General features: G+C 59.3%; 18 protein-coding genes. 6 read left to right on the top strand and 12 right to left on the bottom strand.

The window, feature by feature from the left end:
• Positions 1-106: 106 nt before the first annotated feature.
• The 4 genes from GRAN_RS06370 to GRAN_RS06355 form a co-directional block, all read right to left on the bottom strand.
• Positions 107-1,825 (bottom strand): peptide-N4-asparagine amidase, encoded by a 1,719-nt coding sequence (locus GRAN_RS06370; RefSeq protein WP_241654365.1) that lies wholly within the window; start codon positions 1,823-1,825, stop codon positions 107-109.
• 134 nt (positions 1,826-1,959) lie between these two features.
• Positions 1,960-3,168 (bottom strand): D-mannonate dehydratase ManD, encoded by a 1,209-nt coding sequence (gene manD, locus GRAN_RS06365; RefSeq protein ID WP_128912109.1) that lies wholly within the window; start codon positions 3,166-3,168, stop codon positions 1,960-1,962.
• Positions 3,169-3,184: 16 nt separating this feature from the next.
• Complete coding sequence (locus GRAN_RS06360) at positions 3,185-3,946, bottom strand: SDR family NAD(P)-dependent oxidoreductase (protein ID WP_128912108.1); 762 nt, start codon at positions 3,944-3,946, stop codon at positions 3,185-3,187.
• A gap of 32 nt (positions 3,947-3,978) precedes the next feature.
• The gene (locus GRAN_RS06355; protein WP_128912107.1) at positions 3,979-4,416 is read right to left on the bottom strand and encodes a cupin domain-containing protein; all 438 of its coding nucleotides are present in this window, start codon (positions 4,414-4,416) and stop codon (positions 3,979-3,981) included.
• Positions 4,417-4,789: 373 nt separating this feature from the next.
• On the opposite strand from GRAN_RS06355, the gene GRAN_RS06350 reads away from it, so the two are divergent.
• Together GRAN_RS06350 and GRAN_RS06345 are read left to right on the top strand one after the other, a co-directional pair.
• Positions 4,790-5,983 carry a Gfo/Idh/MocA family protein gene (locus GRAN_RS06350; RefSeq protein WP_161570870.1) on the top strand — a complete coding sequence of 398 codons (1,194 nt, stop codon included), beginning with the start codon at positions 4,790-4,792 and terminating at the stop codon, positions 5,981-5,983.
• A 30-nt stretch (positions 5,984-6,013) separates the two neighbouring features.
• The gene (locus GRAN_RS06345) at positions 6,014-7,396 is read left to right on the top strand and encodes a Gfo/Idh/MocA family oxidoreductase (RefSeq protein ID WP_128912106.1); all 1,383 of its coding nucleotides are present in this window, start codon (positions 6,014-6,016) and stop codon (positions 7,394-7,396) included.
• A 186-nt stretch (positions 7,397-7,582) separates the two neighbouring features.
• Here the strand turns inward: GRAN_RS06345 and GRAN_RS06340 are convergent, their stop codons facing one another.
• Positions 7,583-8,821 (bottom strand): DUF2264 domain-containing protein, encoded by a 1,239-nt coding sequence (locus GRAN_RS06340; protein ID WP_128912105.1) that lies wholly within the window; start codon positions 8,819-8,821, stop codon positions 7,583-7,585.
• An 87-nt stretch (positions 8,822-8,908) separates the two neighbouring features.
• Between GRAN_RS06340 and GRAN_RS06335 the strand changes: the two genes are divergently transcribed.
• A complete protein-coding gene (locus GRAN_RS06335; protein ID WP_128912104.1) occupies positions 8,909-9,406 on the top strand; it encodes a hypothetical protein in 498 nt (165 codons plus the stop codon).
• Between the two features lie 210 nt (positions 9,407-9,616).
• On the opposite strand, the gene GRAN_RS06330 is transcribed toward GRAN_RS06335, so the two are convergent.
• Positions 9,617-9,847 carry a DUF3606 domain-containing protein gene (locus GRAN_RS06330; protein ID WP_128912103.1) on the bottom strand — a complete coding sequence of 77 codons (231 nt, stop codon included), beginning with the start codon at positions 9,845-9,847 and terminating at the stop codon, positions 9,617-9,619.
• Positions 9,848-9,987: 140 nt separating this feature from the next.
• On the opposite strand from GRAN_RS06330, the gene GRAN_RS25845 reads away from it, so the two are divergent.
• Complete coding sequence (locus GRAN_RS25845) at positions 9,988-10,542, top strand: BrnT family toxin (protein WP_206662708.1); 555 nt, start codon at positions 9,988-9,990, stop codon at positions 10,540-10,542.
• Between the two features lie 10 nt (positions 10,543-10,552).
• On the opposite strand, the gene GRAN_RS06315 is transcribed toward GRAN_RS25845, so the two are convergent.
• The 5 genes from GRAN_RS06315 to gyrA form a co-directional block, all read right to left on the bottom strand.
• Positions 10,553-11,374: a hypothetical protein gene (locus tag GRAN_RS06315; RefSeq protein WP_128912101.1), complete on the bottom strand. Its 822-nt coding sequence runs from the start codon at positions 11,372-11,374 to the stop codon at positions 10,553-10,555.
• Positions 11,371-11,784 carry a hypothetical protein gene (locus tag GRAN_RS06310; protein ID WP_128912100.1) on the bottom strand — a complete coding sequence of 138 codons (414 nt, stop codon included), beginning with the start codon at positions 11,782-11,784 and terminating at the stop codon, positions 11,371-11,373. Before GRAN_RS06310 ends, GRAN_RS06315 begins: the two co-directional genes overlap by 4 nt.
• A gap of 11 nt (positions 11,785-11,795) precedes the next feature.
• Complete coding sequence (locus tag GRAN_RS06305; protein WP_128912099.1) at positions 11,796-12,233, bottom strand: hypothetical protein; 438 nt, start codon at positions 12,231-12,233, stop codon at positions 11,796-11,798.
• A 119-nt stretch (positions 12,234-12,352) separates the two neighbouring features.
• Positions 12,353-12,790, bottom strand: a complete 438-nt coding sequence (locus tag GRAN_RS06300; RefSeq protein WP_128912098.1) for a hypothetical protein — start codon at positions 12,788-12,790, stop codon at positions 12,353-12,355.
• Between the two features lie 567 nt (positions 12,791-13,357).
• Positions 13,358-16,396: a DNA gyrase subunit A gene (gene gyrA / locus GRAN_RS06295; protein WP_128912097.1), complete on the bottom strand. Its 3,039-nt coding sequence runs from the start codon at positions 16,394-16,396 to the stop codon at positions 13,358-13,360.
• 245 nt (positions 16,397-16,641) lie between these two features.
• Here gyrA and GRAN_RS06290 point away from each other — a divergent pair, with 245 nt between their 5' ends.
• Positions 16,642-17,862, top strand: a complete 1,221-nt coding sequence (locus tag GRAN_RS06290) for a TIGR03435 family protein (protein ID WP_128912096.1) — start codon at positions 16,642-16,644, stop codon at positions 17,860-17,862.
• Between the two features lie 270 nt (positions 17,863-18,132).
• On the opposite strand, the gene GRAN_RS06285 is transcribed toward GRAN_RS06290, so the two are convergent.
• Positions 18,133-19,005: a DMT family transporter gene (locus GRAN_RS06285; RefSeq protein ID WP_128912095.1), complete on the bottom strand. Its 873-nt coding sequence runs from the start codon at positions 19,003-19,005 to the stop codon at positions 18,133-18,135.
• A gap of 131 nt (positions 19,006-19,136) precedes the next feature.
• On the opposite strand from GRAN_RS06285, the gene GRAN_RS06280 reads away from it, so the two are divergent.
• Entirely contained in the window at positions 19,137-19,889 is a 753-nt protein-coding gene (locus tag GRAN_RS06280) for an SDR family NAD(P)-dependent oxidoreductase (protein WP_128912094.1), read from the top strand.
• Positions 19,890-19,965: the final 76 nt, after the last annotated feature.

The raw sequence follows: 19,965 nt of genomic DNA, 5'->3' as shown, positions 1-19,965 counted from the left end.
GAATTATTTCCAAATGAAATTGTTTCCAAGACGGGGCGCCCCTTGAAGAAGAGCATCGCAAAAAACGGCCGGGCCGAAGCCCGGCCGCCATCGCCCCTTTCGAGAGCTAGGGCTTCGCTGGGCAGCTCTTGTTGTCCTGCACAGACTTCAGCACGCGATTCTTCGAAGTCAGAGTGCGGCTGTAGCAGGAGCCCGAAGAATCCGTCGAAACGTAGCTCGCCTCACTCGTCGTCGGACCAACCGCAGTTACCGCAGTGAGCGAAGAGTTGTACACCAGCGTATCGGCGCTCTTCACCTGCTCCACCGCTTGCGAGCTAGACAGTGTATAGCCGTTGAAAGTCGTCGTCTCGCTCAGGTGGTGCTCCTGATCCGAGCCAACAGTCTGGCTATAACTTCCATCGTTGTTCTGCACGAACTTGTAGCTGAGCAGTAGAGGGAAAGACCAGTGCTTTGCTGTCTGTTGGGAAACAATGCCCAACTGGTATGTACTCGTCGTGTCAGCCGTGCTGGTCTGCCGCACGTTCTGAATCTCCGGTACCCCCGAGGTGGAAACATTGAAGGTTTGATCGCTGTTGAAGTTGACAGTGGATTCCACGGTCGATTTCACTCGTCCAAACGCAGTGTTGATGTATCCGCTAGCGGTAAACGTCCTCTTGGAGCCGACGAAGACCGTGCCCGTGGTCGCGCCGTTCGCCGTAGTCAGGTTCTCCACGACATCAGGTACAGGCGCGGGCGAGAGGGTATTCTCGACCACGTCCCCGCCAGTCTCAGCCTGGAGCGGATCGCGGTAAAGGAGAAGATTTGCCGTCGCAAGGAAGTAGCTGTTTGCGTTGTACACACTGATGCCAACTGTGTGCGGCTTGCCGTCGCTCAACATACCGGCAAATGGAGTCAGGTCCACGCGATACGGCTTGAAGTTCAGTGTCTCCACGCCTGTGATCGGCTCCCACAGATAGGGATCGATGCCGCCCGTGTAGATCCATGGCGAAACGGGCGCAATACCGGCGGCCTTGCCATCAATGCTGATCTCTGTCTCTCGGAACGCCGTTCCCCCATACGTTTCCAACTCACCGGCCACGTCGTTCGGCGCACCGAGATACCAAAATTCGTCGTTGGACTGGCTCTGCGAGATGACGTCCAGGTAGACCTTGATGAGATTGCGCGGCAAGGTGACGGTGGTCGAAAGCACGCTGCTGGTTGAGTCCAGTTCATATGGGCTGTTCGCCCCGCTTACCGGGACCACCATATCAGGCGGCTGGGCTGGCGGGTTGCGAAAGTCCGCCGGATAAAACTGGAGAGTCGCGTTTCCGTAGATGCCGCCGTTATACGTGCTGTTGAAGATGTTGTAGATGATGGCATTGCCCGTCTGCGCGGTCTTGAACAAGGCTGACAGGTCCGTGACGTCGCGCTCGACATGCCAGGAAGGGCTCAGGGCCGAGCGGGGCTCCGCTGTGGTGCCATAGAAGATGTTTGCGTTGCCAAGGTAAAGGCTGGCGGTGCGGTCGTATTGGCGGCCTTCCGTGACCGTAAAGTCCAGATTCAGGACTACCTTCGCCCACGGTCCCTTGCAACCGGACGGAGGAGCGTACGCGATCGGATGCGCGGAGTAGTCGTTGAATGCTTCGTTGTTATAGAGCGTGACGGTGCACGGTGTCGTCGAAGGCCGCGTCACCGGCGGTTCGGCCGTTGCCGGGTTGGAGGAGCCAACCACAGGCGTTGTTGGAACCGTGACAACCTGCGCCCCGGCCACACCCTGAACGCAGACTGCTCCCGCGATCACCGTTTGAAACATAGCTGCCCGAAATAGACCCGACGCGCCCATCATGAACCCTTTCAAAGCCTGAAATAACGATCTGGATTGGCTCAAGGTACCACATTGGAATGAGCAAAATTCACGCCCGCGTCACGTGCCGCACAGAGGCGGAGATGGCATAAGGATTCCAACTTGGCGGTGAGAACCTACCAGTCCGTCAGCGTCCCATCCAGCTTCCGCGCCACCGGCAGATAAGCTCGCTGATAGGGATGCTTCGCAGCCAGCGCCTCGTCGATCTCCACCCCAAGTCCCGGCTTATCCCCCGGATACATATACCCGGCGTCGAAGGTGTACGCATGAGGAAACACCTCGTCCGTCAGCTTCGAGTGGTGCATATGCTCCTGGATTCCGAGGTTATGGATCGCGATCCCAAGATGCAGAGCCGCGGCCATCGTCACCGGCGAGAGATCCGTCGCGCCATGGAACCCTGTCCGTACGTGATACAGCGCGGCAAAGTCGGCCGCCTTCTTGAGTGGGGTAATGCCGCCCCCGTGCACGATCGTCATGCGGATGTAGTCGATCCACTGCCTGCTGATGAGCGCGTGCGCGTCATAGATCGAATTGAAAACCTCGCCCACGGCGATCGGCGTCGTCGTGTGCTTCCGGATCAGCTCAAATCCTTCTTGTAGCTCGGCCGGGCAGGGATCTTCCATCCAGAACAGGTGGTACGGCTCGAGCGACTTCCCCAGCCGCGCTGCCTCGATCGGAGTCAGCCGATGATGCACATCGTGTAGTAAATGCACATCATTCCCTAGCTCAACCCGAAGTCTCTCAAAGAGGTTCGGCACAAAGTTCAAATAGCGTTCGCTCGACCAAAGGCTCTCGCTCGGAAGCCCCCGCTCCGCCGGCTCGTACGGCTTGCCTGCCTTCGGCACGCCATAGCTTCCCGCGACTCCGGGAACTCCCGCCTGTGCCCGCACCGCGAGATATCCCTCGGCCATATGCTTCTGCACTGACTCGAGCGCCTCTGAAATGTCGCCGCCATTTGCGTGCGTATAAACGAGCACCCCTTCGCGGCTCTTTCCCCCAAGCAGGTTGTAGACCGGCGTATTCAGCGCCTTCCCTTTGATATCCCAAAGCGCGACATCGATCGCTCCGATCGCCGCCATCGTCACCGGACCACGTCGCCAATAGGCCCCGCGATAGAAGTACTGCCAGATATCCTCTGTCTGAAACGGATCGCGCCCGATCAGGCAGGGAATCAGGTGCTCTTCAAGGTAAGCCGCAACCGCAAGCTCGCGTCCGTTGAGCGTAGCATCGCCAAGCCCATGGATGCCTTCATCCGTCTCGATCTTCAACGTGACGAAGTTGCGGTCGGGCGAGCAGACGATAAGACGAGCAGCAACAATCTTCATGACATCTCCAGCAAACCTACTGATTGACTCCACTGGCAAGATACCCGCCATCCACTGTCAATATCTGTCCAGTCATGAACGCGTTCTCCTCCGCAGCAAGATACACCGCCGCCCCAACAAGCTCATCCACGGTCCCATACCGCCCCATCGGCGTCCTCATCGTCAACTCACGTCCACGCGGCGAATCTAGAATCTTCCGGTTCAACTCTGTAGGAATAATCCCCGGGGCAATCGCATTGACAGTCACTCCCTGTGCCGCCCACTCCACCGCAAGCGACCGCGTCAACGCTCCGACAGCAGCCTTGCTCGCCCCATAAGCCGCCACCTCCTGAAACGCAACAAACGTAGCCAGCGAAGCGATATTGATGATCCGCCCATAACCCGCCGCAAGCATCGTCTTCCCGAAGATCTGGCACGCCCGCAGCGTGCCGTTCAGGTTGACGTTCATGATGTTGCCCCAAAGCTCGTCCATGCACTCAAGCGTAGGCACGCGCTTCGTAATCCCCGCCGAGTTCACAAGAATATCGACCTTGCCGAAGCTCGCGATCACCGCATCGTGCAACGCCTGCACCGACCCACGATCGACCACGTCGGAAGTAAGCCTCAGCGTCCTTCTTCCAAGCGCCTCGATACCAGCAGCCGTGGCATCCACCTGCCCCTGCTGTCTCGACGACGCGATAACATCAGCCCCGGCTTCCGCCAGTCCATGTGCGATCGCCTGCCCGATACCCGATGTGCCCCCAAGGACGACGGCGCATCGTCCGGCCAAATCAAACATCCACATTCCTCTTCTTTTTTTCTTGAAAGTACTTACTGGGCAGGAGTCGTCGCCGACTTCCAGTTGACGACATGGTAGATCGCCTGGTCCGTACCTACATTCCGCAGGCTGTGCAGATCGTTCGATCCGTTCAGGATCACCGAGCCCGGCCCCACCTTCACCCACGTCCCCTTCGAGAGCGTCTCCACCGTCCCCTGCCGGATGATGATCAACTCCTCATTCGGATGATGATGCGGCGGATGCGACGCCTCGCCGGGATTCAGCGTCGTAATGTGCATCTCGAGCTCATCGAGTGTCGCCGTTGGCCCCTTGAACACCTGCCGCACCTCGCCGATCTTCGTCTTCGTCACCGGGAGCTTGTTCCAGTCGTAGACAGAGGAACCGATCATCCCCGGCTTCACGGCGGCGAATACTCCGCAGGTAGCTCCAATGGCAATAAGGGCGACGGTCACGTCGCGTCGAGTGAGCATCTCGTTTTCCTTTCAGGGCGCAGGCTCCCAAACGGCCTGGCCGGAACGCGATCACTCTACTCTAATCAAGATTAGTTTGTCGATCCGAAATAAATCCAATTCACGAAATACTCCGAAAAATGTCGTACCGATCCGCCTGAGCGGCTCAAGTCCTCTCCCGTCCCGTCAACGAAGGCAGGAGTGAACGAATTACGCCTGTATCGGACACTCCTGAAAAAACGTTTCAGTTGCCAAGCATCCACCTGTTGGCATAGATTGCTGTCGTTCGCGTTCGGAAGAAATTACGTCAGTCGAACAAATGCCGGGAGTGCGCCAAGATTTAGACTGATTGCGCCGAACAAAGCCCGGCAGTGACATTTGAGGAGAGTGCAGGATGAGCAGCATGGACGCGGTGAACCGGAGATCGTTCCTGAAGGCGATTGGTTCGGCAGGAGCATTTTCGGCACTCCCCGAGGCCGCCTTCGGCAGCAGCACAGGCATCATCCACGAGATTGCCGTCGGCCAAGACATCAAGCCCAAGGACACCATCAAGTTCGCCGTCTGCGGCATGAGCCACGACCACATCTACGGCATGGTCGGCGCCATCCAGCGAGGTGGTGGCGTCCTCGTCAAGTGGTACGGCGCTGAGCCCGACAAGGTCGCCCTCTTCAAGTCTCGCTTCCCCGACGTACCCGTGGCCGCCTCCGAGGATGAGATCCTCAACGACTCCTCCGTCCAACTGGTCCTTAGCTCCACCATCGCCAGCCACCGCGCGCCTCTCGGCGTCCGCGTCATGAAGCATGGCAAGGACTTCCTCTCGGACAAGCCCGGCATCACCACCCTCGAGCAACTCGCCGAAGTCCGCAAGACCATCGCCGAGACGAAGCGCATCTACGGCATCATGTACTCCGAGCTCCTGGAGGTCAAAGCCGCCATCAAGGCCGGTGAACTCGTCCAGTCAGGGGCCATCGGCAAGGTCATACAGACCATCAACATCGCCCCCCACCAGATCGAACAGGGAGCCAACGGAGACAAGTTCGCCGGGGGAGCCTCCAAGCGGCCCGACTGGTTCTGGGACCCCGAACTCTACGGCGGAATCCTCACCGACATCGGCTCCCACCAGGTCGACCAGTTCCTCTACTACACCGGCTCTACCTCCGCAGACATCGTAGAGTCGCAGGTCGCCAACATCAACCACCCCGGCCACCCCAAATTCCAGGACTTCGGCGATATGGTCCTGCGCGGTAATAAGGGCCTCGGCTATGTGCGCCTCGACTGGTTCACCCCCGATGGCCTCGGCACCTGGGGCGACGGACGTCTCTTCATCCTGGGTACGGAGGGCTACATCGAGTGCCGCAAGTACACCAACGTCGCTGTCAGCAAGCAGGGGAACAACCTTTTCATCGTCGACCGGACCAGCCAGCGCTACATCGACTGCAACAACGTCCCCTTGCCCTTTGGCCCACAGTTTGTCTCCGACGTCGTCAACCGCACCCACGTCGCTCAGGACCAGGCCCAGTGCCTCCTCGCGGCTGAATTGGTCATCAAGGCTCAGCGAGCCGCAAAGACCGTGAAGCTCGAAGCCTAGCAGTTCCTATCGGCGTTGAAGGAGAAGGCAATGGAAGCGAAGCGTATCGAAGGCGTATCGCGGCGGCGGTTCCTCAAAACATCGTTAGGAGCAGCCGCAGCCGCGGGCTTCCCCACCATCCTCCCCTCCAGCGTCTTCGGGGAAAATTCTCCAAGCAATCGCATCAACATCGGAGCCATCGGCTGCGGACGAATCTCCCGCGGCCACGACCTCCCCGGCATCTGGAAGTATGACAACGCCCACATCATGGCGGTGTGCGACCTTTCCGCGCACCGCGTCGAAGAGGGCAAGGCGCTCATCAACGGCGTCTACGCCAAGAAATCCGGCAAGCCCTACGACGGTGTCACCGGCTACTCGAACTACCATGAACTCCTCGCCAATAAGGATATAGACGCCGTCGTCATCAGCACGCCCGACCACCAGCACGCCATCGTCGCCGTCGACGCCGTCCGTGCGGGCAAGGACGTCTACCTCCAGAAGCCCGCATCCCTCACCATTGCCGAAGGCCGCCACCTCTCGGACTCCGTCCAGAACACCGACCGCATCCTCCAGATCGGCAGCCAGCAGCGTTCCTGGAAGCAGTTCCTCCGCGCCGTCGAGTTAGTCCGCAACGGCCGCATCGGCGAGATCAAGCACGTCGAAATCGGCCTCCCCGGAGACCCCGCCGGCGGCAATCCCGCCACCATGCCCATCCCCTCGGACTTCCAGTACGACGCCTGGCTCGGCTCGACCCCCGAGGTCCCGTATACCCTCGACCGCGTCATGCCCACCTCCGGCTTCGACCGCCCCGGCTGGCTCCGCTGCGAGCAGTTCGGAGCCGGCATGATCACCGGCTGGGGAGCCCATCACGTCGACACCGCCCACTGGGGCATGAACACCGAACTCACCGGCCCCGTAGAAATCTGGGGCACCGCCGAGTTTCCCACCTCCGGGCTCTGGAACGTCCACGGCAAGTTCCTCACCCACGCCGTCTACGCCAACGGCATCACCATGGACATCTCCGGCGACTTCAACAATGGCATCAAGTGGGTCGGCACTAAGGGCTGGCTCTTCGTCCGTCGCGACGAGATGACCACACCCACCGACGCCGGCGGCAAAGCCATCAAGCTCGAACCCCTCGAAGCCTCTGACCCAAAAATCCTGACCTCAATCATCGGCCCCAACGAGTGGCACGCCTACCAGAGCGACGACCAGCACGGAAACTGGCTCGACTGCATCAAGACCCGCAAACCCCCAACTGCCCCGGTAGAGATCGGCCACCGCGCCTGCTCCACCTGCCTCCTGCACCACATCGCGATGAAGACCAACCGCCACATGTACTGGGACCCAGCCAAAGAGAAGTTCCTAAAGAACGACCCCGCCAACGCCCTACTCTCCCGCCCCCAGCGCCCGCCGTACACCTTCAGCGCTTAGCCTATCCTCACCACTCCGAGCGTCTCGTTAAGGGCACGGCTTCAGCCGTGCCATAGAACTTCAGCAGGCAACGGGGCCTTAGCCCCTGAGGTACGCTTCAGGCCCGCCACAAACCCCGGGTGCCCCATGTTCGCCGCAGTCTCATCGCGGCTAACGTGGGAAACCACAACCGCCCGCAGTGCAAGCCTATCCATCCAAAGCATGATCCACAGGAAGATCCACCCCCGCCCACAGCTTCTGCGAAGTCCACCGCTCCGCCTTCCCGCTCCAAAACGCATCGCTCGCAGGAAGCCCCAAAGGTAAAAACACCGCCGAGCAAAGATACAAGCTCCCGGTCGAGATATAAGTCTCCCCCAGCGAAGGCTGATGCCCCGCCAGCCCAATCCGCAACCAGCCCTTCTCATCGAACGTACCCGGAGTGTCCAACGTCTTGCGTATGACGGCAGTCAACCCACACCGCACCTGCTCCGGCGTCACCCCTTCCGGCAGTTCCTTCCGCAAAGCCACCTCCGCCAGCAACTGAAACGCCCCGCACCGGTAAGCAATCGACCTCCCCACAATCGGATAGGTCCCATCCGGCGCAATCAGCCTCTCCTGAATCGCCGCATACCGCTGCGCCCGCGCCTTGATCGCCGGCCCCATCGCCGCCCACCCCGGCTCCTGCGCCCCGACTGCATCGATAAGCGTCAGCAGAAACGGCTGAATCACGAACGAGTTGTAGTAGTCCCAGTGAAAGTGCGGCCCATCCCCATACACCCCGTCTCCGAGAAACCAGCTTTGATGCTCCCGAAGCGCATAGTCGACGCGCATACGGTCCCACCGCTCTCCAAGCTGAAACAGGCAAGCCTCGATCATCGCCGCGAACAGCAGCCAGTTATTGAACCCTGGCAGCAACTCGCGCGTAGCTCGCAGCCCATCCGCAAGCTGCGCCCGCACCGCCGCTGGAAGCTTCTCCCGCAACTCCCGTGGAGCCCGCAACAACGCCAGCGACAGAAACGCCGCATCCACAATGGTCTGCCGATCCACCCCAAACCTTAGATAGTCCGGAGACCTCGGATCGACGCCTGCGGCAATCGCCTCTCGCGCCATCCCACAGAACCTCTCGCGTAACTGCCCTTCCGCCCCCGTCGTCTCGCCCTGCTCGAGCCATGGAGCAATCCCACAAAGCGTCCGCCCAAGCGCCTCCAGATAAGTCACCTTCCGCCGATCTGCATCATGCCCTGCAGCCGACTCAACCGGCATCGTCGCAATCAGCTTTCGATGCGAGAGCGCCGAAAGCACCGGGCCCGCCACGCGCTCAAGATGCATCAACCACTCAGCGCGGTCATCGCCCGTAGAGGGAAGGGAAGCGGCAAATCCGCTGACGGGGAGCGCTGCTGAAACTCCAGCAGCCACGCCTGCACGAAGAAGATCACGTCGCTTCATAGACAATCCTGTCATCGCTCCAGCTGTTCTGAAAGGAGTCTATCGTTTCCCCTAACCTCCGGCCAACGACGCGTTTACCCTAGAACGATGACGTCCAAAGAATCAAAGCAGGCCCCGCAAGATAGATCAGGTAAGACGCTGAGCGAAGGTTATGTCTCCCTCGGCCACCCGACGGTCCTGATGAAGCTGCGTTCAGGCCAATCCGTCGAGATCGATACAGGAATCGTCGATCTCATCAAGCTGATGAACAGCATTCCCGGCATAGAAACGAAGGGGTCGTGCCAGGGGGAGGATCCGAATTATGGGTATGTGCAGTTCATGCCGGATGGCGACGGAGAGAGGGCCCATGCTTCCATCTATTTCATGTACCACATGATAAGAAATATGCATGCCGCGTGGGTGAAGCATAAGCACGCGATGTGGGAGCATGAGACATCGACCGGCTCGGAACATGTTGATGCGTATCGGTTTAAGTTCACTACGGAGCTTGGCAACGGGTACGTGTTGAAGTGGTCCACGTATGCCTATCCAGCGGTCCTGGCGGCCGCACGGAGCGCAGCCGGGGACCTCTCGCAGGGCGGTTAGACACCCGTTTTCGGCTCTTTCTACAACTTTTGTGGCAGCGCAGGATGCACGGTTTCGCTGGTTAGCTTGCGGTCCATTGCGTGGTAAATCGTGTCATTTTGTGGGTGCCGGGCGGTGTGGGGGTTGTTTTTCCCATTTTGGGAATTTTCGCTGACTGCGGTTGGCTCTCCTTCGAGGATGCGGCCCGTTTTCGGGGCCGCACCGGAAGGGTTAGGTCAGGTTGACTTCGTGGTGGGCGAGGGCGGCGCGGACCTTGTCGACGTGGGTGCCGTGGGTGCGGATCGCCTCGTGGAGGATCTGGCCGGTGACGCCGAACTCCTTCGACCAGTAGGCGATGTCGGAGGTCATCTTGGGATTGATCTCTTTGGGGTCGTGGGGACCCTTGTGGCCCTTGTCGTCTTCGTGCTCGATGGGGGCGGCGGTGGCGATAATGTCGGACATGTTGGTTCCCTGCTTTCCTGTGTCTCTTAAGTGGATTCGGATGTGGGGGGTGGGGTCGCCTATCTGAAGTGACAAGCAATGGCGGATCCGACTTTATTTTTTCAGGATTCTGTATATACACTCTTGTACAGGCGGTGAGCTTGCGCTTCGAGTGGGATGACGAGAAGAACGCCAGCAACCTCCGGAAGCACGGGTTCGAGTTCGACACTGCGCTTCCCGTTTTTGACGATCCTCTCCACGTGACTGTCCCTGACGGGATCGTGAACGGAGAGCTTCGCTGGATCACGACCGGGGAGGTGAACGGCAGGTACATCCTGGTCGTGGTTCACACACTGATTGAAGAGGGCGAGGAGATCGTGCGGATCATTCAGCCCGGGAAGCTACAACCCATGAGAGAAGGTCTTATGAAAGTGATTTTTAGAAGAGAACCGGGAACGCTCCTTAGCGATAAGCAACTCGAGCAATTGAAAGCCCTTGAGGGTAGGCCTATTGATACTTCTGACATTCCGGAGTTGTCAGCTGAGGACTTCAAGAGGGGCGTGCGGGGGAAGTTCTATCGGCCGGTGAAGCAGTCGGTGAGCCTGCGTCTGGACGCGGATGTGATCGCGTGGTTGAAGAAGGATGGACAGGGGTATCAGACGCGGGCTAATCAGATGTTGCGGGAGCGGATGTTGAAGGATTTGGGGTTGGGGTAAGTAAAGGAAATCAGGACGCGCGCTGTCGCCGGCTAGCTTTCCGGACTCCCCCTTGCCAAACGCTTAGAAGACCTTCGGCTTCCTTCAGTCCTACCGATCGCAGCCTGAGGCAGCGCATTCCATCATCGTCAACCAAGCTACTAATCCTCGCGACCCCGGTCTGCGCGCTGCTTTTGCTTTGCCCGTGTCTCATGATCGCGGCGATGAGCTCATCTCTGGAAATTCTTGCAGGATAGCGGAAAGCCAAGAGCAAGAGAGCGAGTTTTCGGGCTCCGACGGATGCATCGGCAAAATATAGACGGCCTTCAATCTCCTCAAAAAGGGGGTATTTCTTCTCAGTCAGCCGGGCGACGATTTCTACGGCTGCCGATGGAGAGGTTTCGCCCGCTTGTGAGTACCTGATCAGTTCCGCAAGGACCCAAGAACAGGCTGACGACACGCCATTTGCATCCATGACGTTCGGGTTGATATTCACAGAATCGTGTCTCGCCCCGCGGTTGCTTGCAACGTCATACACAAATCGACATGCACGAGGAACTGTGAGCCTGATGAAGTCCTCTGCTACCGTCGCTGGTGTTTGCTCGAGCCCACGGATGATCAGATCTGCTTTGAAGTCTTTTCCATCTTGTACGGTTTGCCCAATGTGGGCCCAGAGACACTTCAGAACTGCCTCGGCAAATTTGCCCGCCTTGACTATGGTTGCTTCCCACTGTGAGTTTTGAAGATCGCTCATCAGCCCGCGATAGTGTCTTACTAGGGAATCAGATCGATCGATCGGTAGGCGCTTTGCGAGTAGTTCCAGTATGAAGCCCGAATCTTCAATGGATTTCATGAGAGAGCCTTAGTCCAGTTCTTCAAAAGCGCAATTTTCCCGGCTTGAGGGACGTATATCCATCCACTGTCCTTGGCCCTAGACTCGTGGGCTCCATTAAATTTCCCTCCTAGCAAGCCGGTCATCTTATTCCAAGCTTCGATTATTTCCGCACGATCAACTGCCACATCAAGTTCTCCTTTTGCAAAGTGAGAAACCAGCAGAGCAAATTTCTTCGACCCGCTGAGCCCATCGCTGTTCTCGTTCATAAAAGGCCGCAAAGGGATAGAGAAATCAAGGCCAACCCCCTCCGGCCTTTGCGCCGAAAGCGAGCGTGCCAGCGTCTCTGTGTCGCCGCTCGGCAAATCCAAAGCTATGGTGCCGCTCATGGTAGTTCCATCTTCAAGAGTGATTGTGATCTTGCCCTTCATTCAAATACTCCCTACCAATTGGAATATCTATACCCGCTGTCTTTGCCGCCGGCGCGCCGCAACTGTTTGCCTCTGACTAGCTCGATCAGACGAGCGCTAATTTCCTTGGACTGATGATTCCAGCCTGCGACACGTAAGGCTTCGCTAATCTCAATCGTCGTTCGTTCGTTTCCGAAAAACCCGTCAGCAATCAATTCTTTGAGGCGCGACGTGAGACCACCCCGCGCCCGAGTCTTCGGGGCCTTAGCCGTTTTTTGAGCCTTTTTTGCGATAGGCTCCCGTTCAGTTACAGAGTAACTGTCACTCTTAGCGCTCGCATTCTTGTTTTCTTCTTGGAGAAGACGTGAAAGAACCGCACCAAAGACCTCTGTACGCAAATCCGCATACTCAAAAGTATTCGCAATTGTCACCGCACGCTCGCAAGCAGTCCTTATCTCTTCGTTAGTCACCGAGAACCCCTCCGTGGACAGAAGACTACTACAACAAGAAAAAAACGCAACAAGAATATTTATGACAAAATTACGCTACGAGATATGTAAGTGACACCTGTCAAAAAACTTGGCTAGCTTCAACGCCGAGGAAGATCATAACGAACGGTTCGGTCTCCGTGAGGCGACAACCTGTAAGCGCCGCGGCGCTTACTTGGCTCGATGTAATCGTACTTGCTCCGCGCGTCTCGAATTGATTGGGATACGACCTTTGGGGGTCGCGCCTCAGCCTGGAGGTAGGCTCGCCGCATATCGTCCTCAGTGAATTCTTCCAATCCAGACTGAGCAAGATAAAAGGCTAAGACGGCCACTATTTCGTGATGTCCTTTTGGCTGCTTTTCTTTCAACAAGTCTTTGGGTGACATCGTTGTGTATTCAGATGGGCCTCCAATCATCAATTCTTGCTTGCTTGTTTTCGAGGTGTATATGGCTACCTGGGATGCCACAAAATCCGCAGGCCCTTCAAAAGTAACGGTGGTTTCCCCAATAATTACCGTAGCTTTGCACTGGTTTTCCATGCCACTCTCCTGTGCGTCAGGGTAAATCAAACGGTCTTTTATATCAAGAAATCAACAATCCAATCTTTCAAGACATATGAATACAGGACACTGGCATCGATTACGGCTAAGAATCAAGTGATCGCGGAAGAGTGGGAATCTATCTCCAACGTGCAGGGGGCAAACAGGATGGCTTGGAAAGACAGCTGGCGCGCCCTACCCTCAGATGTCTGTGAACGGAGAGAGATTCCCTTCGGGAATGGCGGCAAAAAAGCAAAGGTGGCGGGATTATCCAGAGGGTTTGAGCAGAGTTGACGCAAAAGCGAAACGCAGATCCTTCGACTTCGCTGAGCTCAGTATGACAGTGCTCGCGGATTAGTCCTGAGTGGACAAGAACACGCGCAGATTTTTAAGAGGGCATAGCGCAAAAGGCAAGAGCAAAACGCAGGTCCTTCGACTTCGCTGCGCTTCGCTCGGGATCACAGGCTTGGTGATTGGTTGGGTGAGGGCAAAAACAAAACGCACATTCCCTTCGGGAATGACAACCAAAGAGGCTACGGCAGAGCAGAAGGGTGGTGGGACGCTCTGTTAGAGCAGCGTCCCGTTTTCTGGTTGGGTCTTTGCGTCTTCTGGCGGGATGGTCATGGCGGCGGCTACCTTGTCGCCTTGTTCGAGGTCGAGGAGCTTTACGCCCTGGGTGCCTCGGCCGGCGGCGCGGATTTGCTTGGTGTCGATGCGGATGATCTTGCCGAACTGGCTGATGACCATCATCTCCGTGGTGTCGTCGACGAGCTGGATGCCCGTGACCTTGCCTACCTTGGGCGTCGTCTTCATGTTGATGACGCCTGTGCCTCCCCGGGACTGGAGGCGGTAGCGGTCGACGTCGGTGCGCTTGCCGAAGCCGTTTTCCGAGACCGTCAGGATGAGGCAGGGGGTCAGGCCTAGTTTCTCGTCGAGCTTGTCGAGCTTGGCCTGGGCGGCGGAGTCGATCTCTTCGGGGTCTACGTTCGAGCCGAGGATCTCCTGGCCGTCGGGGGAGGTGGTGCGTTTGGCTACCTGGCCGAAGGAGGGGACCAGGACGGAGGCGCTGCCGGATTCGTGGGATCCCACCTTATCCGACGATGAGTCCGTCGGCGAAGGTGGGGCACCCGCCGTGGCGGCAGGTGACGCGCCTATGACGTCTTCGAGCTGGGTGGTCAGGCCGAGTTCGGCGGCTTTGAGGCGGCGGGTGCGTTCGCGGGCCTCGGGCGAGGGGGTGACGGCGGCTCCGATGACATAGTCGCCCTTGCGGAGATTGATTCCACGGTTCCCGGTGGCGGGGCGTCCCATGGTGCGGAGGTCCTGCTCGTTGAAGCGGATGGCCATGCCGTCGTGGGTGGCGAGGAAGATGACGTCGTCGCCGTTGGTGAGGCGGGCGGAGATGAGCTCGTCGTCCTTTTCGATGTTGATGGCGATGATGCCGCGGGCCATGACGTTCGAGAAGTCCTTGAGGGCGGTCTTCTTGACGGTGCCGTTGCGGGTGGCGAAGAGGATGTTCTTGCCTTCCTCGGTGAGGTTCTTGCGGGCGAGGATGGTGACGACCTTTTCGCCTGGCTGGAGGTCGACCAGGGAAGCCATGGCCTTGCCCTTGCCGGCGGTTCCGGCGTCGGGGATCTCGTAGATCTTGAGCCAGTAGACGCGGCCGGTGTTGGTGAAGCAGAGAAGGTAGGCGTGGGTGGAATCGATGATGAGCTGGGAGACGAAGTCTTCGTCGCGGGTCTTCATGCCGATGCGCCCGGTTCCGCCGCGACGCTGCTGGCGGTAGGTGGAGATGGGCGTGCGCTTGAGGTAGCCGGTGTGGGAGACGGTGACGGCGACCTGCTCGTCGGCGATGAGGTCTTCGAGGCCGAGTTCGGCGGTCTCGTCGAGGATGAGGGTGCGGCGGGCGTCGCCGTACTTGTCGCGGATCTCTTCGAGCTCCTTGATGATGACGGAGCGGAGCTTGGCGGCGGAGGCGAGGATGGACTCGAGCTCGGCGATGTTTTCGCGGATCTGGCGAAGTTCGTTGAGGAGCTCGTCGATGGAGAGCTGGGTGAGGCGGTAGAGCTGCAGTTCGAGGATGGCGTCGATCTGCTTGAGCGAGAGGATGAGGGTCGCGATCCCGCCGGTGAGGGGGAGGAAGCGGGTGTCGATGTTGTACTTGCCGGGGTCGAGGGTGACTCCGGCGAGTTCGGTGCCACGGAGGGTGACGGCTTTGCCGGAGAAGAAGGCGAAGAGGTTCTCGCGGGCGTTGGCGCGGGAGCTGGACTGGCGGATGATGCGGATGACCTGATCGAGGTGATCGAGGGCGATCTGGTAGCCGAGCAAGATGTGTTCGCGGTCGCGGGCCTTGGCGAGCAGGAAGGCGGTGCGGCGGCGGACGACTTCGACGCGGTGGTCGAGGAAGGCGCGGATGGCCTTGTCGAGGGGGAGCTCCTTCGGCTGTCCGTTGTGGACGGCGAGGAAGATCATCGAGAAGGATTCCTGCATCTGGGTGTGCTTGTGGAGCTGGTTGAGGACGATCTGGTGCTCGGAGCCGCGCTTGAGGCCGATGACGATGCGCATGCCGTCGCGGTCGGACTCGTCACGGAACTCGTCGCGGGCGATGTCGGTGATGACGCCTTCGTTGATGAGCTCGGCGATGCGCTCGATGAGCTTGGACTTGTTGACCTGGTAGGGGATCTCTTCGACGATGATGGCCTGGCGGCCGCCGGAGATGTTCTCGATGCGGCACTTGGCGCGCATGAGGAAGCGTCCGCGACCGGTGCGGTAGGCCTGCGGGATGTTGGCGCGGCCAAAGAGGGTTCCGCCGGTGGGAAAGTCGGGGCCCTGGACGTGTTCGAGGGCGAGTTCGAGGTCGGATTTGACCTCGCCGGGGGCGCGGGAGAGGATCGCGATGCAAGCGCCGATGACCTCGGTGAGGTTGTGCGGCGGGATGTTGGTCGCCATGCCGACGGCGATACCGGACGAGCCGTTGACGATGAGGTTCGGGATGCGGGCGGGGAGGACGGCCGGCTCGAGAGTGGACTCGTCGTAGTTGGGGGTGAAGTCGACGGTGTCGGAGTCGATGTCGGCGAGCATTTCGCCGGCGACGCGGGTGAGGCGGGATTCGGTGTACCGCATGGCGGCGGGTGGGTCACCGTCGACGGAGCCGAAGTTTCCCTGGCCGTCGACCATGAGGTAACGGAGGGAGAAGGGCTGGGCGAGGCGGACCATCGTGTCGTAGATGGCGGAGTCGCCGTGGGGGTGATAGTTACCCATGACGTGGCCGACGACCTTGGCGGACTTGGTGTACTTCTTGTTGTACTGGAGGCCCATCTCCTGCATGCCGTAGAGGATGCGGCGATGCACAGGCTTCAGGCCGTCGCGGACGTCGGGCAGGGCGCGGCCGATGATGACGGACATGGAGTAATCGAGGTACGACCGGCGCATCTCGTCCTCGATATTGATCGAGAGCATGGAGAGCGCGCCGCGACCCTGGACGGTTCCGGAGGACGGTGGGTCCGCAGGTCCGCCTTTGCCGTCATCGGTGGGGCCGGAGTTCGAAAGGGGGTCGGAGGGAGGTCCAAGCGGGAGTTTCGGGTTCTCTGGGTTCTGATCGTCAGCCATAACGTTATCCCTCTATTATAGAGGGTTTTATCGAGGCGAACGCGGCTTCAGTCGGGCTTCCGGGAATCGTTTCCGAGCGCCTTCGGAGCTCGGTTTGGAAGCGGGTGGAATCACCTCATCGCCGGCTCAAGGCGGCATCCTGCGGCATCCCGCTAAAGTGCTGGCAGGTAAGGGGTACGGCCTCCGCGTTGCCCGAACTCGCATGGTCCGGCGTCTAAGAGAAGTATGCTCGTAAGAATCGGCTTATGAAGGAGACGCTTTTGCGTATAGGGACGCGTGTGGGTGTGGTTCTGCTGGTTTCGGCTATGCTGTGCGGCTTTCCCTCTGGTCTGCAGGCACAGACTCCCAAAGCGGATTCGGCGAAGGCGACGGACGTTGCCGGAGACTGGCAGGTTGCGTTCAGCGGGGCAGCTGACCCGACGCGGGTGGTTTTTCGTATCTCGAAAGCTCCGGCAGGTTGGCGGGCAATGGTGTATTGGGTGGACGTAAGTCATTACCCGGCCAGCGTTCCGACGGTGACGTTCCAGGGCGACACGGTGGCGTTCACGGCGACCGCGAACGATCTCAGTGGCAGCTTTGCGGGAACGATGGCAGCGGATCATGGAACTATCGCCGGGCGGTGGACGCAGGGGATCGGCGCAAGAAGCGGGTTCGCGAGCCAGGCAATGACGATGACGCGAGCCGCGAAGGGGATTGCCTGGGTGATCCCGCCGCCGTTGGGGTCGGACGCGAAGATCATCGCGGCGAACCTGGACCCGACGTTCGAGGTGACGACGGTAAAGCCGCATGACCCGAAGGTGATGGGCGGAGGGTGGAGGTGGATCGGGGCTCGACGGTTTGAGGCGACGATGCCGGTAGGGGCGCTGCTGGGCGATATCTACGGACTGCAGCGCGAGCAGATCATCGGTGCGCCGGACTGGGTGTTCAAGGATGTGTACGACTATGCGGGCGTTCCAGACCTGCCGGGATGGCCGACGCTCGACCAGAGGTACAGCATGGAGCGCAAGATGCTGCAGGAGCGGTTCGGGTTGAAGGTGCATACGGAGACCCGCGAGATGTCCGCCGTGATCCTGACGACAGCGAAGGGCGGATCGAGGATGGCCCCGAGCGTGATGGTCGATCCGGGAGTAACGTTCACCATGCATCCCGCGCCAGGAAACAGCGGGTTTGTTTTTACGGCGCAAAACTCGTCGATGGGAGACTTCAAGCGGGCGCTCCAGAACTTTGTGGAGCGACCAGTGGTGGAGAAGACGGAGCTTACGGGGCAGTTTGACTTCGATCTGACCTTCATGCCGTATGACAGTATGTTTGGCGGTCGCGTTCACCTGCCGCCAGCGGAGTCGGGCGTGACCGCTCCGGGGCTGTATACGGCGATGCAGGAGCAGCTTGGGCTGAAACTGAGCCCGTTTAAAGGACAGGTGGAGGTGCTCGTGATCGACCACATCGATCGGCCTTCGCCGAACTAGACTCGTGCCGCGAAGCATATCTGCTTCCATCACTTCTTCGGTCTTCTGCATTGCTGGCTCGCCGGCCGAAATCATAACCATAGGGCAGCAGCGAAGACAGGACCTACAGCAAACTCCAGTCCCGATGCGAGATCGCGCTTGTCCTTCTACCGGGGAGCGGCTACTCCGGCGCATGTCGCCTACTCGACGTTCCCTGCTTCGGGGCGGGCCAGTGGTTCTGGTTTCCCGGACACAGCTTCCGCATGGCGTCGGCGGGTGCTACTCCGTGAGCTACGCGGTCTCTTCACGGAGCGCGATATACAGGCCCGCCGCGACGATCAGGACAGCTCCCGCCAGCATCCATAGCGTCGGCTTTTCGTGAAACAGAAGGAAAGCTACGATCGAGCCGGTGAGGAGCTGCGTGTAGTGGTACTGCGACACCGTGGCGGCACTCGTGTGCTTCAGCGCGACGAAGACGAATTGACTGCCGAGTCCGCAGAGAAGCCCAGCAGCCATGAGGGCGATGAGAAGAGGTCCGTTGAGCGGCATGGCGTGGGTGAGCATTACGAGCAGTCCGACCGCTCCTGATACGAGGCCGGAGAAGAACGTCATGCTCTCGGGCCGCTCGGTCTGGCTGATGACGCGAGACCAGACGACGGCGGTCGAGAAGCAGCCGACACAGACGACACAGGCCGCGAGCCCAACCCACGAAGTTGTGCCGCTTGCTTCCGAGGGATAGACCGCAAGCACGACACCTAGAAAACCAGTCACGATGGCGGCTACCTTGCGCCAGTCGAGACGCTCTTTCAGGAAGATGCGTCCGAGAATGGTGACCACCATCGGGGAAGTGAACACGAGGATGTAGAAGAGGGTGAGGGACAGGTTACGGAGCGCGATCGCGAGGCCGACGAGGTTGACGACATCGAGACTGGAGCGAAGCAGGAGACGAGCGGGCCGCTTGGGCCAGAGTTCCCGGGCGTCGCCTCGCGCGGCGGCATAGAGCCCGATGAACAAGGCCATGAAGATCCCGAGGAAGGCGACGATCTCGTAGACGGGCAGTTGGGAGCGGCCGGCGAACTTGACGGATGCGTCGCACAGAACCCAGAAGGTGAAGCCCGCGATGGCGCAGTAGATCGCCTGTCGTGGGGAGAGGGATTTTTTCATGGGTGCTTCATTTTCGCATGGTGGGGATCGTCATGAAGAAATGGCAGGGATTCTGCATCGTCGGGAAGGGCCTCACATCTATTAGATGACTCTCGAAATGTCATTTCGAGTCAATTAAAGAGGAGCGTTCTATGGCGAAGCTTACGAATAAGGTAGCAGTGGTCACTGGAGCATCGAAGGGCATTGGCGCGTCCATCGCAAAACATCTGGCGGCTGAGGGAGCGTCTGTGGTTGTGAACTACGCTTCGAGCAAGGAAGGCGCTGACAAGGTTGTTGCGGAGATCGTCGCGGCTGGCGGCAAAGCCGTGGCAGTCGGCGGCAGTGTCGCGAAGGAAGCGGAAGTGATCAACCTCTTCGCCAAGACGAAGGAAGCCTACGGGAAGGTCGATATCCTCATCAACAATGCGGGTGTCTTCGCGTTTGGGCCGGTCGACCAGGTTACCCCGGAGGAGTATCACCGGCAGTACGACACCAATGTACTCGGGGTCTTTTTGGCGACCAAGCACGCGCTTCCCCTGTTTCCTGATACCGGCGGCAGCATTGTGAACATCAGCTCGGTGGTCAGCACGCTGGCTCCGCCGTTTGGCTCGGTTTACTCCGGAACCAAGGGGGCGCTCGACACGATCACGAAGTCGCTCGCCAAGGAGCTTGGTCCGCGCAAGATTCGCGTCAATGCCATCAATCCCGGCATGGTGGAGACCGAAGGCGCAGTGGGCCTGGGAATCATCGGCAGCGACATGGAGAAGCAGACGATCGCGAGCACGCCGCTTGGCCGTATCGGGCAGCCGGCGGATATCGCTTTGCCCACCGTTTTTCTGGCGTCCGAGGATGCGCGCTGGATCACCGGTGAGACGATCTTCGTCTCCGGCGGAGCGGCTGTCTAAGGCGCTTCGAAGCAAATGGAGAAAGGAGAGCCTATGGGCTCTCCTTTTTTGCAAGCTGCTTAAAGATGAGGGCGCT

Source organism: Granulicella sibirica (assembly GCF_004115155.1).
Lineage (GTDB): Bacteria > Acidobacteriota > Terriglobia > Terriglobales > Acidobacteriaceae > Edaphobacter > Edaphobacter sibiricus.
Note: the sequence above shows the minus strand (reverse complement) of the source record. Positions and strands in the feature narration are given on the sequence as shown.

Bases quoted from the DNA above. Each gene is read 5' to 3' on its own strand.
- GRAN_RS06370 (WP_241654365.1), bottom strand. From the start codon at position 1,825: ATGATGGGCGCGTCGGGTCTATTTCGGGCAGCTATGTTTCAAACGGTG.
- manD (WP_128912109.1), bottom strand. From the start codon at position 3,168: ATGAAGATTGTTGCTGCTCGTCTTATCGTCTGCTCGCCCGACCGCAAC.
- GRAN_RS06360 (WP_128912108.1), bottom strand. From the start codon at position 3,946: ATGTTTGATTTGGCCGGACGATGCGCCGTCGTCCTTGGGGGCACATCG.
- GRAN_RS06355 (WP_128912107.1), bottom strand. From the start codon at position 4,416: ATGCTCACTCGACGCGACGTGACCGTCGCCCTTATTGCCATTGGAGCT.
- GRAN_RS06350 (WP_161570870.1), top strand. From the start codon at position 4,790: ATGAGCAGCATGGACGCGGTGAACCGGAGATCGTTCCTGAAGGCGATT.
- GRAN_RS06345 (WP_128912106.1), top strand. From the start codon at position 6,014: ATGGAAGCGAAGCGTATCGAAGGCGTATCGCGGCGGCGGTTCCTCAAA.
- GRAN_RS06340 (WP_128912105.1), bottom strand. From the start codon at position 8,821: ATGAAGCGACGTGATCTTCTTCGTGCAGGCGTGGCTGCTGGAGTTTCA.
- GRAN_RS06335 (WP_128912104.1), top strand. From the start codon at position 8,909: ATGACGTCCAAAGAATCAAAGCAGGCCCCGCAAGATAGATCAGGTAAG.
- GRAN_RS06330 (WP_128912103.1), bottom strand. From the start codon at position 9,847: ATGTCCGACATTATCGCCACCGCCGCCCCCATCGAGCACGAAGACGAC.
- GRAN_RS06315 (WP_128912101.1), bottom strand. From the start codon at position 11,374: ATGAAATCCATTGAAGATTCGGGCTTCATACTGGAACTACTCGCAAAG.
- GRAN_RS06310 (WP_128912100.1), bottom strand. From the start codon at position 11,784: ATGAAGGGCAAGATCACAATCACTCTTGAAGATGGAACTACCATGAGC.
- GRAN_RS06300 (WP_128912098.1), bottom strand. From the start codon at position 12,790: ATGGAAAACCAGTGCAAAGCTACGGTAATTATTGGGGAAACCACCGTT.
- gyrA (WP_128912097.1), bottom strand. From the start codon at position 16,396: ATGGCTGACGATCAGAACCCAGAGAACCCGAAACTCCCGCTTGGACCT.
- GRAN_RS06290 (WP_128912096.1), top strand. From the start codon at position 16,642: ATGAAGGAGACGCTTTTGCGTATAGGGACGCGTGTGGGTGTGGTTCTG.
- GRAN_RS06285 (WP_128912095.1), bottom strand. From the start codon at position 19,005: ATGAAAAAATCCCTCTCCCCACGACAGGCGATCTACTGCGCCATCGCG.
- GRAN_RS06280 (WP_128912094.1), top strand. From the start codon at position 19,137: ATGGCGAAGCTTACGAATAAGGTAGCAGTGGTCACTGGAGCATCGAAG.